Genomic DNA, 15653 nt, shown 5'->3' with positions numbered 1-15653 from the left:
CCCAACGGGAGCGGCGCCTTCGGCGCGTGCGGCGCCGCCGCCCAGCGCCCGCCGGAGCATCCCTACGGGGCGCCGCCTACCTCCCGCCTGCCTCGTGGGTTGAGCGCTGTCCTGAGCAGCGCAACGAACCCGTAGACCAGCGGCACCCATGTCGAAACAGCAACGCTGGTTGAGCAAGCGGAGGAGCGTAGCGACGACGCGCGTCGAAACAGCAACGCTGGTTGAGTAAGGGCGAGGCGCTAGCCGAGCCCGCATCGAAACCCGTTGCGCCACAAGTGGTTTCGATGCGCTCCCTCAGGACGGCGCTCAACCAGCGCAGGGGTGGTCAGCTGGTGTCCGGGTTGATGGCGTCCGGGTCGCTGGTGTCGGTGCTGGGTTCGGTGGTGTCCCAGTAGGTTTCCAGCAACCCTGGCCAGGTCACGTACACCCGACCGGCCGGGCTGGTCCAGGTGCACCGGCCACCCGGGGTCATCGTGACTGACCACCCGGATTGTTTGGTGCGGTGATGCCGCCGACACAAACATTGCAGGTTCCAGTCCGCCGTCGGACCCTGCGGCCACGCGACCACATGATCCAGGTCGGTAAACCTCGCCCCGCGCGTGCACCCGGGGAACCGGCACCGCTGGTCCCGGCGTTTCACCCGCTCCCGCATCGACTCCGGCGGCCGATACGACTTACTGATCGCCTGATCGTCCAGGCGGTAGTCGCCCGCGTCGAAATTTCGGTGACTGGTCGTCACCTTCGACGCCGTGAACGCCGGGTGCCCGATCAACTCGGCCAGATCACTCCCGGTGATCGGCCCCGCCGTCGGATGCTGCACCACCTCCTCCGGACCAACACCACCAGGCGAAGCAACCTCGTCGACCTCGTCGACTTCGCCGACCTCGTTGGGTTCGTTGGCCGTGGCCGTGCCAGGACGCTGGTCACCCGCAGCAGCGGTGCTTGCCGTTTCGCTGCCCGTGGCCTCCGCCGCGCCGTCACCCTCGTCAGCGTCAGCGTCGGTGGCGGTGGCGGTGTCGGTCGTGACATCCGCGGCATCCTCGGTGGCGTCAGCGTCAGCGTCAGCGTCGGAGGCGGTGTCGGTGTCGGTCGTGCCATCCGTGGCATCCTCGGTGACGTCCGTGGCATCCTCGGTGGCGTTGGCAGTGACATCGCTTGCGGCATCTGGCGTTTCGGGGGTGAAGGTGTTGCACGCCGCCTGGGGTTTGAGCACGTCCACGTGCACGGTCAGGGACACGTTATGCATCGCGAGTTCGAACAACGCCGCGGCCCGGTGCTCCCCCAAGGTGTACGGGTCACCACCGGGGGTACTGGCGTACTCCAGCCTCCGGGCGGCAGCACGCGCTTCGACCGCGTCCCTCAACGCTGCTGCTTGCGCGGTCGGCATCGCCGCGGTCAGCAACGCCAACCCCGGCACCGAGTGCGGGTCCAACCACACCCCGGTCTGCTGCGCTTGGGTGCGCTTCTTCGTCCGCCGCGCCGCCGAAGCCTCCAACCGCTCCACCAACGTGCGCGCCGAACGGCGGGCCACACTACGCGCCCGATACTGCACACCCCGCTGCAAGATCAGGTCCTCCACCTGCTCACAGGTCTCCGGGCGCGCATCAGCAACCTCCCTGCCCAGGGTGGTCGCGGTCGCCCAATTCACCTCACCGGCACCGACCTGCTCCAACACCCGCGGCAACCGGGCGGTGACCAGCGCAGCATCCTCGATCAAGCCACCAGCCTCATAATCACCCAGCCCGAGGGCGGGACCGACCTCTTCGTGCGCCAACGCTGCCTGATACCCCACCGGGTGTTCCACCGTGGGCCCCAGCACCCCCGCCGCGGAATGATCCGCCGGGTCAGCCTGATCAAACCGGGCAAACCGGGCCACCGCCCGCGCCCGCACCGCCAAGGCTTGCTGAGCCACCGCATGCGCCGCCGCCACCGTCGCCAGATACCGCTGTCGCAACCGGTTGGACCGCTCCACCTCAGCCGCCTGCTGCGGACTCAACACCCCAGCCGACACCAGCAATGACTCCGGCATCGCAGCGAACGCGTCCGGCACCCCCGCCCGCGGGTCGGTCGGCACCTCAGTGTCAGCGAAAAACCGGTCCGGGGCACCCGGGGCGAACGGGTTGGCTTCACTCAACCGGTCGAACACGTTACGGGTCAGCACGCTGATCGCGGCCAACTGCACCTCAACCAGGTCAAACCCGCGCATCCCGGCAACCTCGGGGTCGGTCGCCACCTCCATCGCCGCCGGCAGCCCGTCTTCGAAAAGCACCGACTCGATGAACTCCCGCGCACCAGTGGACTCGGCTCCGATCCCACCGGCGGCGTGCACACTCACCGGCTCCCGGGCAGCACCATCGGTGCTGGCCGGGTCGGTCGGTGCGGTGATCGACATACCAAGGATTCTACCCGAACAGGTGTGCGGAAAGAAGACGTTGTGGACAGTTTTTTCGTTGTGGCACAACAGTTTTCGACGCTCCTGCGGTGCACACACCAGTGACTCAAGTATGCCAGCCACCACCGACAACACCCGGGTCCACCGATGGTTTCGACGCGGGAGTCGCAAGCTCGCCCCTTGCTCAACCGGCGTTGAGGTCAGGGCGGTTTCGATGCGCTCGCTCGTTCCTCGCTCGCTTACTCAACCGGCGTTGAGGTCAGGGCGGTTTCGACGCGCGTCGTCGCTGCGCTCCTCCGCTTGCTCAACCATCGAGGGAAGCTCGCTCAGGGCGGCGCTCAACCAACGATGGGGTCGGTGCTCAACCACTCAGGCAGGCGGGAGGTAGGCGGCCCGCTGGAGGGATGCTCCGGCGGGCGCTGGGCGGCGGCGCCGCACGCGCCGAAGGCGCCGCTCCCGGTGGGGCGCATCCCGAAGCGGCGCCGCCGCCTCCCGCCACCCAACGCCGCCGTGAGGCCCCGCAGGCGTGGAATCGTCGGCGGCGGGCGAGGTTTCGACGCGGTGCTCGCAAGCTCGCCCCTTGCCCTTCGATACGCGCTCCTTCGTCGCGCTACTCAGGACGGCGCTCAACCAACGAGAATGGTCGGCGAATCTGGTTCAGCGCCAGCGGTATTGGTGCTCCGGCCGACCGGTCGACCCATACCTCAGGTCCATCACCGCGTGTCCTTCCTCGGCCAGCGCAGCGAGATAGCGCTGCGCCGTCGCCCGCGAGATGCCGAGTTCGTCGGCCACCTCCACAGCTGTCCGCGCCTCGGAGGCGTTCTTCAGTGCTTCGCGCACCAGCTTCGCAGTGACCGGTGATTGGCCCTTCGGCGTGCGCGGCCGGTCTCCCTCGTGCAACACCGCGAAAGCCGCGTCGATCTGGTCCTGGGTCAACGATCCGCGCGATACCCGCGACCGATATCGCTCATACGCCCGCAGCCGCGCCGCGAGCGATTCGGAGGCAAAGGGTTTGACGATGTAGTTCACCGCCCCGGCCCGCACCGCCGCGCGCACCGACTCGGCCGAGTCGTCGGCGGTCACCATGAGCACGTCGCATTCACCAGCGAGGTCGACCGCCAGCCGGGTGCCCAGTTGGTCGGGCAGATAGGTGTCGAGCAGCAGCAGATCCGGACGTTGCGATCGCACGGCAGCCAGCGCGTCCTGTGCCGTGTGAGCCACGCCGACCGCACGGAAGCCGCTCACCGCGTCGACATACGCAGCGTGCACCTGAGCGACCCGGAAGTCGTCGTCGACGATCAGCACCTCGATCATGAAACCTCACCGATTCCCTTGTCCTCCAAGACATCTGGCAACTCGGCGACGAACACCGTCATCGCTTCCCCACCGCCGAACGCGGTCACTCTCACCTCACCGCCGAGCCTTCGTGCCGTATGCCGAGCGATGGCCAGTCCGTGCCCGCGCCCGGGTCCGCGGGTGCTCACTCCGTCGGCGAAGATCGCTTCGGCGCGCATCTCGTCCAGTCCCGGGCCGGTGTTGGCCACCGACAGCACCAGATCGCGCCCATTGCCGAGCAGGTCGATCTCGACCCGGCCCGGGGACTGTTCGGCTGCGGCGTCGATGGCGTTGTCGACGAGATTGCCGAGCACCGTCACCACCTCGACCGGGGCGACGAGTTTGCGCGGCACCCACGTCGTCTCCGACAGCGTCAGCGTGACCGCGCGCTCCGCGGCATACGCGACCTTTGCGGCGAGGAAAGCGCGAATCGTGTTGGACTGCAACGCCTCTGGGTCGAACGGATCCTCGGCGACAACCGCTCCACCTCCGGCTTGCAGATAGGCCAGCGCATCGTCCGGTGAACCGGTCTGAAGCAGACCGATGACCATGTGCATGCGGTTGGCAAACTCGTGCCGCTGTGCTCGCAGCGCGCTCGTCATCGTCCGCACGCTGGCCAGCTCGGAGGTCAGCTGTTCCACGTCGGTGCGATCTCGCAGGGTGAGCACGCTGCCCAGCTCGCGGTCGTCGGACTGGACGACGCGATGGCGCGCAACCAGCACGCGGTCACCGGAAACAGCTGTCACATCTGCGCTTTCGCCGCCGACGGCCTCCGCGAGGCGAGCGGGCAGACCGAGGGAGGCGGCCGGTATACCTCGTTCGACCGGCAGGTCGAGCAACCGGCGGGCCTCGTCGTTGCACATGGCGACCCGGCCTTGGGTGTCGAAGGCGAGCACGCCTTCGCCGATGCCATAGAGCACCGCGTCGTGCTCCCGCAGCAGGTCGGCCACCTCCGCTGGCTCGAGACCGAAGAGCCCGCGCTTGAGCCGGCGGGCCAGAGCCGCCGTCGCGAGCATGGCCCCGGCGATACCCAGCACCCCCACCGGGACGGCGACGAACAGCATCGACCGGACCGCGGCGTCGACCTCGCTCGCCGCGAAGCCGACGCTCACCTCCCCCACGATCCGGCCCGCCGAATCCCGCAACGGCACCTTGCCACGAGCGGACAACCCGAGCGTGCCCCGCTCGAGCAGCACAACTTCCTTGCCGGACAACGCCGCCCGCGGGTCCGTGGACACCTTCTTGCCGATCGCGTCCGGATTGGGGTGGGCCAGCCGGATCCCGAGCTTGTCGGTGACCACGACGAAGAGCGCGCCATTGCGCCGGCCCTGGGTCAGGGCGATTTGCTGCACCCTGGGCTGGTCGTCGACGGCGACGAGGTCTCCCAGCTCGGGGTCCGAGGCGACCGTGCGTGCGACCGCGAGCGCCCGCTGCTCGTACTGCCGCTCCATGGTCACGCGCAACATCCAGCCGACGGCGACGAGGCTGCAGATGCCGAGCACGAGCAGCACGCCGAGCTGCAGCAGCAACATCTGCCGGGTGAACGGCAACCGCCTGGTCATGGCCGCCGAGTGTATGGCCGCACGGGGTGGTGCAGGTCACAGCGCAAAATGCGCAGAACGCGATCAGCGCGCAGATCCCTCGCATCGTTCACAACCGCGACAGGCCGGCGCAGTTCTCCCTAGGTTCATCCGTCGTTCGGCGTGACACAGGTCACGCATCCCGTCACCCAAGGAGTCGCGATGAGCCTGGTCGTTCTCGATCACGCGACAAAACGCTTCATGACCTCCTCCGGCGGCCTGCACACGGCCGTGTCGGAAGTCAGCCTCACCGTCGAAGCCGGCGAGTTCGTCGCCGTCGTCGGTCCCACCGGTTGCGGCAAGTCCACCACCTTGTCCCTCATCTCCGGCCTCGAGCCGCCGAGCGAAGGGACGGCGACCGTGGCCGGCAAGCCCGTGACCGGCATACCGGACGGCGTCGGTTATATGTTCCAGACCGACGCGATGCTGCCCTGGCGCACTGTGCTGGGCAATGTCGCTGCCGGCCCGATGTGGCGGGGGGTGGCCAAGGACAAGGCCAGGGACCAGGCCCGGGAGTGGATCGAGCGGGTCGGCCTCAAGGGCTTCGAGAACTACTACATGCATCAGCTGTCCGGCGGCATGCGCAAGCGGGTCGCGCTGGCCCAGACGCTGGTCAACAACCCCTCGATCCTGCTGATGGACGAGCCCTTCTCGGCGCTCGACGTGCAGACCCGTGCCCTGATGCAGAACGAACTGCTCAACCTGTGGTCGGACACCAACGCGGCCGTCGTCTTCGTCACCCACGACCTGGAGGAGGCCATCACGCTGGCCGACCGGGTCGTGGTGATGACCGCCAGCCCAGCGCGGATCAAGGACGTGTTCACGATCAACCTGCCCCGGCCTCGCAATGTCGAGGAGATCCGGATGACCCCGGAGTTCATCGCGATCTACTCCGAGGTGTGGCAGTCGCTGTCCTCGGAGGTCGAGATCGCCCGCACGACAGGAGCCAACCGTGTCGCTTGATCTGGACCAGACCACGACCGAGACCCAGACCGCAACGGTCAGCAAGGCCGGCCTCAGCGCCAAGCAGCGGATGCGCCGGCACAAGGCGCTCGTCTACACCCTGCGCGTCGTGCTGCTCGTCGCCGTGCTGGCGATCTGGGAGATCAGCTGCACCTATCTCTTCGACGACTTCTACTACTCCAAGCCCAGCAAGGTCTGGAACCAGTTGGTCGTGTGGTTCACCCAGGGCACCTCGAGCGGGTCGATCTGGGTCAACATCTCCGCCACGCTGCAGGAGGCGGTCTACGGCTTCATCCTCGGCTCGATTTTCGGCGTCGTGAGCGGCATCATCCTCGGCCGGTCGCGGCTGCTGTCGGAGGTGCTCGCGCCCTACATCCAGGCGCTGAACGCCATCCCTCGCGTCGTGCTCGCCGCGCTGTTCGTGCTGTGGTTCGGCCTCGGCATGACCTCCAAGGTCGTCACCGCCTTGGTTCTGGTGTTCTTCCCGGTGTTCTTCAACGCCTTCCAGGGCGCCCGCGAGGTCGACCGCAACCTGGTCAACAACGCGCGCATCCTCGGCGCGTCGCGCTGGGATGTGCTCCGCTCGATCGTGGTGCCGAGCGCGACCAGCTGGATCCTCGCCTCGCTGCACACGGCCTTCGGCTTCGCGCTCATCGGCGCGATCGTCGGCGAGTACACCGGCGCCACCCACGGCCTCGGCCTGCTGATCAACACCTCGCAGAACTCGTTCAACGCCGCCGGTGTCTTCGCCGGGATGGTGATCTGCACCGTCCTCGCCCTGACCGCCGAACTCTTCCTCGGCGCCCTGGAACGCCGGTTGCTGAAGTGGCGCCCGCCAGCCCAGTCCACCGGCGCCACCGCTGTTTGATTCCCCGTCACGAAATAGGAGCACTCCCCCATGAAGCGCACTCTTCTCACCACCGGTGTCGCCCTGCTCGCCAGCACGATGGCGCTCACCGGCTGCCAGACCAAGAACTCCTCCTCCGGCAACGGGGGCGGCAACGGTGGCGGCACCGGCAGCGCCAGCGGTGGCGGCGGTCCGGCCGCCGGCAAGATCGTGATCATGGTCGGCGGCGCCGCCAAGGTGATCTACATGCCGGCCAAGCTGACCGAGCAGCTCGGTTACTTCAAGGACGAGGGCCTCAACGTCGAGCTGCAGGACACCCCGGCCGGTGTCACCGCCGAGACCCAGCTGCTCGCCGGCCAGGCGCAGGGCGTGGTCGGTTTCTACGACCACACGATCGACATCCAGGCCAAGGACTCCAGCAAGTGCCTGGAGTCGGTGGTGCAGTTCGCCAATGTGCCCGGCGAGGTCGAGGTCGTGTCGAAGAAGAACCAGGGCACGATCAAGTCCCCCTCCGACTTCAAGGGCAAGAAGCTCGGCGTCACCAGCCAGGGCAGCTCGACCGACTTCCTCACCCAGTACCTCGCGGGCAAGGGCGGCGTGTCGACCTCGCAGTACACGACGGTCAAGGCGGGCGCGGACGCGACCTTCATCGGTGCGCTCACCAGCGGCGGCATCGATGCCGGTATGACGACCGACCCCACCGTCGCGCGGCTCACCAAGACCGGTCAGGGGTCGGTGCTGCTCGACATGCGCACCGCGGCGGGCACCCAGAAGGCGCTCGGCGGCCTCTACCCGGCCTCGTCGCTCTACATGTCGTGCGACTGGGTCAACGCGAACAAGCCGACCGTGCAAAAGCTCGCCAACGCTTTCGTCAAGACGCTGAAGTTCATCAATAGCAACAGCGCCGACACGATCGCCAGCAAGATGCCCGCGGACTACGCCGGCGGTGACAAGCAGCTCTACGTCAAGGCGATCAACGACTCCAAGGGCATGTTTACGGGGGACGGCGTCATGGACGAGGGCGGCGCGAAGAACGTGCTCACCGTGCTGGGCTCGTTCTCGGGGAATGTGAAGCCGAAGAAGGACCAGATCGACCTGTCCAAGACCTACACCACTGAGTTCGTCAAGGCCGCCAAGTAGCCCACCGACCGGCCGCCGACCCTTTCCCCGAGGGGTCGGCGGCCTTCGGCGTCTTAGCCGAAGGAACGACCGGTGATCCGCTCGTAGGCCTCGAGGTATTTCGCGCGGGTCTGCTCGACCACCTCGGTCGGCAACGCAGGCGGCGCCTGCCCCGAGTTGCGGTCCCAGCCGCTCGCAGGAGACAGCAGCCAGTCGCGCACGAACTGCTTGTCGTATGACGGTTGCGCGCGTCCCGGCTCCCACTGGTCGGCCGGCCAGAAGCGGGACGAGTCCGGGGTGAGCACCTCGTCGGCGAGCACCAGCCCACCGTCGGCGCCGATCCCGAACTCCACCTTGGTGTCGGCGATGATGACGCCGCGCTCGGCGGCGATCGCCTCCCCGCGCTGCAGGATGCGCACCGTCAGCTCGCGCGCCGCGGCAGCCCGCGGCGACCCGACGAGCCGCTCGACCTCGGCATACGGGATGGGCTCGTCGTGCTCGCCGAGGTCGGCCTTCGTCGAGGGGGTGAAGATCGGCTCGGGCAGCCGCGAGCCGTCCACCAGGCCGGGGGGCAGCGCGACCCCGGAGACCGTGCCGTCGCGCTGGTATTCGGCCAGGCCGCCGCCGGTGAGATAGGCGCGGGCGACGCACTCGACGGGCAGCATCTCCAGCCGTTGGCATAGCACGGCGCGGCCGGCGACCTCGGCCGGCACATCGGTCGAGAGGACGTGGTTGGGCACCAGGTCGCCGAGCTGCTCGAACCACCACAGCGACAGCTTCGTGAGCACCGCACCCTTGTCCGGGATCGGAGTGTCCAGCACGTAGTCGAAGGCCGAGATGCGGTCGGAGGCGACGAGCAGCACCTGGTCGTCGCGGACTGTCCCGTCCTCGAGCGTCGGCGCGTAGAGGTCGCGCACCTTGCCCGAGTAGACATGCGTGAATCCCGGCAGGTTCAGGGTCATGGCGCCGATTGTTGCGCACCGAAGGGGTGAACTTTGCAGCCGCCCAGCCCGATCTCCCCATTCCGGCATCGATTCGGGTGAAGATGTGCTCGTACCTGCCCCCTGATCAACGAGGAGCACATCATGGGTATCGGAGACAAGATCTCGAACAAGGCTCAGGAAGCCAAGGGCAAGATCCAGGAGAAGGTCGGCGACGCGCGCAACGACCCGAACCAGCAGGCCGAGGGCCAGGCCAACCAGGCTGAGGCCGGCGTGAAGCAGGGTGGCGAGAACATCAAGGACGCCGCTCGCAACGTCAAGGACGGCTTCTCCAACTGACGCCCTTCCAGACGTCTGGAAGCCCCGGTTCGCTGCCTGCGAGCCGGGGCTTCCTGCTGCTGGGCTACAGCTCGCCGCGCGCCGCTTTCACGGCGATGTCAGTGCGGTGCTGCGAGCCGGCCAGGTCGATCTGATCGACCAGCGCGTATGCCGCCCGCCTCGCCTCCGCGAGATCCGCACCGATCGCGGTGGCCGACAACACCCGCCCACCGGCGGCGACGAGCCGGTCGCCCTGAGTCGCGGTCCCGGCCTGCAGGATGTAGGCGTCGTCGCGGTCGGACGGCAGGGTGATCGGATCGCCGGTGCGCGGCGTGCCGGGGTAGCCGGCGGCAGCCACCACGACCGTCACCGCCGCGTCCTCCCGCCAGGTCAGGGACGGGTGCTGGTCGAGCCGGCCCCGGGCGGCGGCCCGCAGCAGGCTGCCGAGTGGCGTCTTCAGCCGGGCCAGCACCACCTGGGTCTCGGGATCGCCGAAGCGCGCATTGAACTCCACCACCCGCGGCCCACGCGAGGTGAGCGCGAGGCCGACATACAGCACGCCGTTGAACGGGGTGCCGCGGCGGCGCATCTCGTCGATGGTCGGCTGGGCGATCCGGGTGACGGTCTGTTCGACCAGGTCCGCCGGCGCCCAGTCCAGTGGTGAATAGGCGCCCATGCCGCCGGTGTTGGGGCCGGTGTCACCGTCACCGATCCGCTTGAAGTCCTGCGCGGGGCTGAGCGGCAGCACGGTCTCGCCGTCGGTGACGCAGAAGATCGACACCTCGGGTCCGTCGAGGAAGTCCTCGATGACCACCTCGTGACCCGCGGCGAAACACGCCTGCGCGTGCGCCAGCCCCTCGTCGAAGTCGTCGGTCACGACGACTCCCTTGCCCGCGGCCAGCCCGTCGTCCTTCACGACGTATGGCGATCCGGTCGCCTCGAGCGCCGCCCGCGCCTCGTCGTCGGTGGCGCACACATGGCTCATCGCGGTCGGCACATCGGCCGCCGCCATCACCTGCTTGGCGAAGGCCTTGCTGCCCTCCAACTCCGCGGCCGCCGCGGACGGCCCGAACACCTCAAAACCATTGTCCCGCAACACATCTGCCACACCGGCGACCAACGGCGCCTCCGGGCCGATGATCACCAGATCGGCGCCGACCTGCTGCGCGACGGCGAGCACCGCATCCGCGTCGGTGACGCTGGCGAGCGGATGGAGGGTGGCGACGGCACCGATGCCGGGATTGCCCGGAGCGGCGTGCACCTCGCTGACATCGGGATCCAGGCGCAGACTGCGCACGATTGCGTGTTCACGGGCACCGGATCCGATGACGAGCGTCTTCACGATCGGCGAGCCTAGTCGGCGACATCCACCCCGCTGGTCCAACGCTTCCGGCGAACCCATAGCACTTGCTATATTTATCACATGGATGGCACCCTGGCCGAGGTGGCCCGCCGATCCGACGAAGCCATCGCGGCGGCCCGCGCCGATCTCGTGCACGCGGTGCGCCGAGCCGCGTCCGCGGGCATGAGTCAGTCACAGATCGCAGCGTCGATCGGACGCAGCCAGCCCGAGGTGTCGCGATTACTGCATTTCCATGGGACCTCGCCCCTTGCTCGGGCACTCCGGCGACACGCGAGGACCGTGAGGCATCTGATCGCTGCGCACGGCGGCCGCAATGTGAGGGTCTTCGGCTCCGTCGCCACGGGCAAGGATCATGCAGGCTCCGACATCGACCTCGTTTTTGCGATCGATGAGCCGCTCAGCCTGATGGAACTCGGCCGTCTCGAGCAAAAGATCGCTGACGTCCTCGGAGCACCCGTGGACCTCGTGCCGGAGGATTCGCTCCGGCCTCAACTCCGCGAGAAAGTGCTGACCGAAGCGGTGCCCCTATGAGCCGCACCACCCGCGAGTATCTGCAGGAAGCGCTCATGCATTTCGAGCTGGCCCGATCGCACGCGGCCGCGGGAACTGTGGATCAGCTGGTGGTCGACGCGGTGTCGATGCGCCTTTCTGCCGGCATCGAAGTCCTCGCCAGACTGGACCCTGAGCTACGAGCGGGCTTGTTCGGATCCGATTGGGCCTTGATGTGGGGATGCGCAATCGGATTGCCCATGGCTATCTGCTCGTCAGTGGAAGTCTCAGCCGCCTGACGGTTTCGCGCGACCTCCCAGGGATCGTCACCACGATCGAGAACGCGTTGCAGGAGATGGGCGGGGCCGAATCCGGGTCATAGTCCAGATCGGCGAGCCTAGTGAGAAGAGGTTCGAGGCGGTGGGTCCCCCCCGGGAGTCAGGGGGGAGGTCTCACGGGAGGGACCCACCTCGAAGTCCTGTGGGGTCGGCCGGAGGGGGGACTCGGCGACACGTCCGACAGGCTTCAACGGCCCTTGCGGGTCGTTGAAACAACTATGAACCCGGAGCGGGAGCCATGTCCAGTCCAGCCCCTGGCGGACATGTGACAATGTCGGCAACCCGACACTTCGTCGGGTGACGACCGGCGCAGCACGAGGACGCGAATGACCGACTATCCCGATTACGACCGCCAGGCGGCCGACCTCGTGCCCGACGCCCCGGAGACCGGCGACGAGTTCTCCGGCATCTATCTGGCGATGCTCGAACAGCCCGTGGTCTCGATCGCCGACCTGCAGCGGCGCGGGTTCAGCACCACCCACATCTTGGACGCCTTCGACCGGTTCGCCTCGCGCGGCATGGTGCAGCGGATCTCCGACGACAGCGTGCGCGTGCTGCCGCCCGATGTGTCCTTGCCCGCCTTCGCCGGACGGCTGGAGGAATTCGCCCGCGTGCTGCGGTCGTCCGCGCCCGGGCTGAACCGGTTCTACCTCAAGGGCCTGATGAACGACTCCCCCGCGCCGCGCGGGGTGTCCCGGCTCGCCGGCGTGGTGGACGTGGGGCAAGCCACCCAGCAATTGCTCGCCACCGCCCAGCACTGGGTGCGCGGCTCGCGCACGGACACGCCATACACGAAGTTGCTGCTTGAGCTGCCGCTGGAGTTCCACGAGCGCAAGGTGACCAACAAGAACAACAGCCCGCTGTCGACGCGCGCGGTGCTCGACCCGATCCTGATCGAGCACGGGCGGTTCGGTGAGGTGCTCCACGCGCGCGCCCGAGCCGGCGAGGACCAGCGGCTGACGAGCGGGCTGCCGTTCTCGGTGCTGGTCAACGACCAGGGCCTCGCGGTCGTCGACATGCACGCGCAGGACGACGAAGCGATCGGCTTCTTCATCACCGCCGGGGCGGCGACCGGGCGGGCCCTGACCCGACTGGTCGACTGGACCTGGCGCCTCGGCACTCCCCTGCGACACCAGACCCGCGAGGTGTCCGGCTTCGACGCACGCGACCAGCAGATCCTGTCGTTGCTCGCCGGAGGCGCCACCGACTCCACCATCGCGCGACAACTCGGGGTGTCCCAGCGAACCATCGAGCGCAGGATCCGCCGGATCATGGATCACCTCAACGCGACGACGCGGTTCCAGGCCGGCGTGCTCGGCGCCAAGCGCGGACTGCTGTGACAGCCAGGCCCTCCGGCTCGTAGACTCTCCTGCTTGTCGTGCAGTCAGCCATCCTGGGGGTCTCTTGACCACACGCACCACCGGCGCGCCCGCGGTCCCGCCGCAGGTCCTCGCCGAGATCGACCACGAGCAACAGCATGTTGACCGGGTCTACGCCGAACTGGTGAAAGCCGGCGAACGGGCCGCGCTGGTCGAGGCCGAGGGATTGGCTCGCGGGCGCACCGACCGCACCGGGGAGGCGCGCGAGGAGGAGATCACCGGCCTCTTCGAGCGCGACGTGCTGGTTTTCGCCGCCGGCAAGCGGCGCCGCACCCTGGAGACGCAATATGAAGGGCTGGTTTTCGGGCGTCTCGATCTCGAGCACGACGTGCCCGACCCCGAGGGCAACACCCGGGAGATCCGGTATGTCGGCCGCCTGGGCGTGCGGGACGACGATTACGAGCCACTGGTGATCGACTGGCGGGCGCCGGCCGCTTCGCCGTTCTACCGCGCGACCCCCGCCGACCCGCAGGGCGTCCTGCGCCGCCGGGTGCTGCGCTGCCGCGGCGCCCAGGTGCTCGGGGTCGAGGACGACCTGATGGTGCCCGAGGCACCGGAGGATCTGGTCGTCGTCGGCGACGGCGCGCTGATGGCCGCCCTCACCCGCACTCGCGGCGAACGCATGCGTGACATCGTCGCCACCATCCAGCAACACCAGGACCAGGCGATCCGGGCCACCGCCCGTGGGGTCACCGAGATCACCGGCGGCCCCGGCACCGGCAAGACCGTCGTCGCGCTGCACCGCGCGGCATACCTGCTGTATTCGGACCGGCGGCGCTACGAGAGCGGCGGCATCCTCGTCGTCGGCCCGTCGGCGGCCTACACCGCCTATATCGAACGGGTGCTGCCGTCACTCGGCGAGGACACGGTCACGCTGCGCTCGCTCGGCGACCTTGTCGAGGGCATCACCGCCACCCGGCTGGACTCCCCCGAGGCAGCGCGCCTCAAGGGTTCGCTGCGCATCCGTCGCGTGCTGTCGCGAGCCGCCCGAGATGTCGCACCGGACGCGCCGACCCGCTTGCGCACCATGATCGCCGGTCACCCGGTGCACCTGGATCAGGCTGCGCTGCAACGCATCCGGGGTCAGGTGTTGCGCCACCACCAGCACAATCTGGCCACCGAGGCGGCCACCGACGCGCTCGCCGAGGCCGCCTGGCATCAGGTGCGCTCCCACGTCGGCACCATGGAGAAGCCGGACTTCCTCGACCGGTTCCGCGGTGACCGCGAGGTCGAGGCCTTCGTCGCCGAGTGGTGGCGACCGATCGACCCGCGCGAGGTGCTGCTGTGGCTCAGCGACCGCGAGCGGCTCGGCCGCTACGTGCGAGGGATCCTGAGCGCAGAGGAGGCCGAGGCGCTCGCGGCGTCATACGACCTGGCCCTGGAGGTCGGCACCTGGTCGGTCGCCGACGCCGCCCTGGTCGACGACCTGTCGGCCCGCCTCGGGGTCGTGCCGGATGCGCCACGCGAGGAGCGTGGCTTCTACGAGATCGACGAGCTGGAGAATGTCTCCCAGTTCGGTGTCGCCGAGGTCGAGGTCGCCGGCAGCCGCACGCAAAGCTCCGACGTGCAATACCGCGTCACCCCGCAGGACATGCGAGATCGCTTGTTGGACGGGCGAATTGACCGCTGGGGCGAATACGCGCACGTGCTCGTGGACGAGGCACAGGACCTGTCGCCGATGCAGTGGCGCGCCGTCGGCCGCCGGGGCCGCTATGCCTCCTGGACCGTGGTCGGCGACGCCGCCCAGTCCTCCTGGCCGGATGCCGACGAGGCACGCCAGGCCCGCGAGGAGGCCTTCGGCAGCAAGGAGCGCCGTGGCTTCCGGATGACGACCAACTACCGCAACGCGCGGGAGATCTTCGACTACGCCGCGGACGTCATCCGGCGCGAGGTGCCGGACGCCGACATCCCCGATGCCGTGCGCGAGACCGGCGTCGACCCCCGGATCGTGCAGACCGGCCCGGCCGAGGTGGTGCGCACCGTCTCGAGCGCGGTCACCGAACTGCTGGACGAGGTCGACGGCCTGATCGCGGTCGTCGCGCCCGAGCGCTGGCGTGCGTCGCTGGCGGCAGTGACCGAGGCCTTCGACGAGCGCGTGCTGCTCATCGACCCGATGTCGACCAAGGGCCTGGAGTATGACGCGACCGTGATCGTCGACCCGGCCGAGATCACTGCTGAGTCCCCCGGCGGCATCCGGGTCACGTATGTCGCGCTCACCCGCGCCGCCCACCGGATGACCGTCGTGGAGGTGACCTCGTGAACGAGGACGACATCCAGCTCGCCGTCTCGACCGAAACCGGTGCCACTGCCGATGAGGTGCTGACCGGCTACCGCCAGTCGATCGACAATATCGACGCGGCGCTGATCCACCTGCTGGCCGAGCGGTTCAAGATCACCCAGGCGGTGGGCCGCTACAAGGCCGCCCACGACCTGCCACCGGCCGATCCCGCGCGCGAGGAGCGCCAGATCAAGCGGCTGCGGGCGCTGGCCAAGGCCTCCCAGCTCGACCCGGAGTTCAGCGAGAAGTTCCTGCGCTTCGTGATCGACGAGGTCATCCACCACCACGAGCGCCTGCGCGAGGAGTGATCC

The 15653-nt window shown here is 68.5% G+C and carries 14 protein-coding genes; 9 read left to right on the top strand and 5 right to left on the bottom strand.

The genetic code is table 11. From position 1 onward, the window contains the following. Window positions 1–325 precede the first annotated feature (325 nt). The 3 genes from G9U51_RS06725 to G9U51_RS06715 all read right to left on the bottom strand — a co-directional run bounded on the left by G9U51_RS06725 (window position 326) and on the right by G9U51_RS06715 (window position 5289). Entirely contained in the window at window positions 326–2392 is a 2067-nt protein-coding gene (locus tag G9U51_RS06725) for an HNH endonuclease signature motif containing protein (protein WP_166195076.1), read from the bottom strand. A gap of 657 nt (window positions 2393–3049) precedes the next feature. Beyond that, window positions 3050–3706, bottom strand: a complete 657-nt coding sequence (locus tag G9U51_RS06720; protein WP_166195074.1) for a response regulator — start codon at window positions 3704–3706, stop codon at window positions 3050–3052. After that, the gene (locus tag G9U51_RS06715) at window positions 3703–5289 is read right to left on the bottom strand and encodes an ATP-binding protein (RefSeq protein WP_166195071.1); all 1587 of its coding nucleotides are present in this window, start codon (window positions 5287–5289) and stop codon (window positions 3703–3705) included. Before G9U51_RS06715 ends, G9U51_RS06720 begins: the two co-directional genes overlap by 4 nt. 180 nt (window positions 5290–5469) lie before the next feature. Between G9U51_RS06715 and G9U51_RS06710 the strand changes: the two genes are divergently transcribed. From G9U51_RS06710 to G9U51_RS06700, 3 genes are read left to right on the top strand one after another with little or no spacing between them, the layout of a single operon-like run. Then, a complete protein-coding gene (locus G9U51_RS06710) occupies window positions 5470–6270 on the top strand; it encodes an ABC transporter ATP-binding protein (protein ID WP_166195068.1) in 801 nt (266 codons plus the stop codon). Next, window positions 6260–7138, top strand: a complete 879-nt coding sequence (locus tag G9U51_RS06705) for an ABC transporter permease (RefSeq protein ID WP_217361293.1) — start codon at window positions 6260–6262, stop codon at window positions 7136–7138. The genes G9U51_RS06710 and G9U51_RS06705 overlap by 11 nt, the downstream gene beginning before the upstream one ends. A 30-nt stretch (window positions 7139–7168) precedes the next feature. Continuing rightward, window positions 7169–8257 (top strand): ABC transporter substrate-binding protein, encoded by a 1089-nt coding sequence (locus tag G9U51_RS06700; protein WP_217361294.1) that lies wholly within the window; start codon window positions 7169–7171, stop codon window positions 8255–8257. A gap of 53 nt (window positions 8258–8310) precedes the next feature. Here G9U51_RS06700 and G9U51_RS06695 read toward each other — a convergent pair whose 3' ends face one another. Further along, window positions 8311–9198 (bottom strand): phosphoribosylaminoimidazolesuccinocarboxamide synthase, encoded by an 888-nt coding sequence (locus G9U51_RS06695; protein ID WP_166195064.1) that lies wholly within the window; start codon window positions 9196–9198, stop codon window positions 8311–8313. Window positions 9199–9321: 123 nt separating this feature from the next. Between G9U51_RS06695 and G9U51_RS06690 the strand changes: the two genes are divergently transcribed. After that, window positions 9322–9516: a CsbD family protein gene (locus G9U51_RS06690; protein WP_166195061.1), complete on the top strand. Its 195-nt coding sequence runs from the start codon at window positions 9322–9324 to the stop codon at window positions 9514–9516. A gap of 64 nt (window positions 9517–9580) precedes the next feature. On the opposite strand, the gene purD is transcribed toward G9U51_RS06690, so the two are convergent. Continuing rightward, a complete protein-coding gene (gene purD, locus G9U51_RS06685) occupies window positions 9581–10837 on the bottom strand; it encodes a phosphoribosylamine--glycine ligase (protein ID WP_166195058.1) in 1257 nt (418 codons plus the stop codon). An 81-nt stretch (window positions 10838–10918) separates the two neighbouring features. Between purD and G9U51_RS06680 the strand changes: the two genes are divergently transcribed. From G9U51_RS06680 to G9U51_RS06660, 5 genes are all read left to right on the top strand, one after another. Beyond that, window positions 10919–11389, top strand: coding sequence for a nucleotidyltransferase domain-containing protein (locus G9U51_RS06680; protein ID WP_166195055.1), 471 nt, complete (start codon window positions 10919–10921; stop codon window positions 11387–11389). Next, window positions 11386–11646: a hypothetical protein gene (locus tag G9U51_RS06675; protein ID WP_166195052.1), complete on the top strand. Its 261-nt coding sequence runs from the start codon at window positions 11386–11388 to the stop codon at window positions 11644–11646. Before G9U51_RS06680 ends, G9U51_RS06675 begins: the two co-directional genes overlap by 4 nt. A 365-nt stretch (window positions 11647–12011) precedes the next feature. Beyond that, the gene (locus G9U51_RS06670; protein WP_166195049.1) at window positions 12012–13025 is read left to right on the top strand and encodes a helix-turn-helix transcriptional regulator; all 1014 of its coding nucleotides are present in this window, start codon (window positions 12012–12014) and stop codon (window positions 13023–13025) included. Window positions 13026–13089: 64 nt separating this feature from the next. Continuing rightward, window positions 13090–15324 (top strand): HelD family protein, encoded by a 2235-nt coding sequence (locus G9U51_RS06665; RefSeq protein ID WP_166195046.1) that lies wholly within the window; start codon window positions 13090–13092, stop codon window positions 15322–15324. A gap of 11 nt (window positions 15325–15335) precedes the next feature. Further along, window positions 15336–15650 (top strand): chorismate mutase, encoded by a 315-nt coding sequence (locus tag G9U51_RS06660; RefSeq protein ID WP_171715597.1) that lies wholly within the window; start codon window positions 15336–15338, stop codon window positions 15648–15650. Window positions 15651–15653 lie beyond the last annotated feature (3 nt).

The organism is Metallococcus carri (assembly GCF_011440275.1).
Lineage (GTDB): Bacteria > Actinomycetota > Actinomycetes > Actinomycetales > Dermatophilaceae > Metallococcus > Metallococcus carri.
The sequence above is the reverse complement of the archived record's forward strand: the minus strand, read 5'-3'. Positions and strand labels throughout refer to the sequence as shown.

Excerpts from the sequence above, each read along its gene's own strand:
- G9U51_RS06725 (WP_166195076.1), bottom strand. The coding sequence starts at position 2,392 with ATGTCGATCACCGCACCGACCGACCCGGCCAGCACCGATGGTGCTGCC.
- G9U51_RS06720 (WP_166195074.1), bottom strand. The coding sequence starts at position 3,706 with ATGATCGAGGTGCTGATCGTCGACGACGACTTCCGGGTCGCTCAGGTG.
- G9U51_RS06715 (WP_166195071.1), bottom strand. The coding sequence starts at position 5,289 with ATGACCAGGCGGTTGCCGTTCACCCGGCAGATGTTGCTGCTGCAGCTC.
- G9U51_RS06710 (WP_166195068.1), top strand. The coding sequence starts at position 5,470 with ATGAGCCTGGTCGTTCTCGATCACGCGACAAAACGCTTCATGACCTCC.
- G9U51_RS06700 (WP_217361294.1), top strand. The coding sequence starts at position 7,169 with ATGAAGCGCACTCTTCTCACCACCGGTGTCGCCCTGCTCGCCAGCACG.
- G9U51_RS06695 (WP_166195064.1), bottom strand. The coding sequence starts at position 9,198 with ATGACCCTGAACCTGCCGGGATTCACGCATGTCTACTCGGGCAAGGTG.
- G9U51_RS06690 (WP_166195061.1), top strand. The coding sequence starts at position 9,322 with ATGGGTATCGGAGACAAGATCTCGAACAAGGCTCAGGAAGCCAAGGGC.
- G9U51_RS06680 (WP_166195055.1), top strand. The coding sequence starts at position 10,919 with ATGGATGGCACCCTGGCCGAGGTGGCCCGCCGATCCGACGAAGCCATC.
- G9U51_RS06675 (WP_166195052.1), top strand. The coding sequence starts at position 11,386 with ATGAGCCGCACCACCCGCGAGTATCTGCAGGAAGCGCTCATGCATTTC.
- G9U51_RS06670 (WP_166195049.1), top strand. The coding sequence starts at position 12,012 with ATGACCGACTATCCCGATTACGACCGCCAGGCGGCCGACCTCGTGCCC.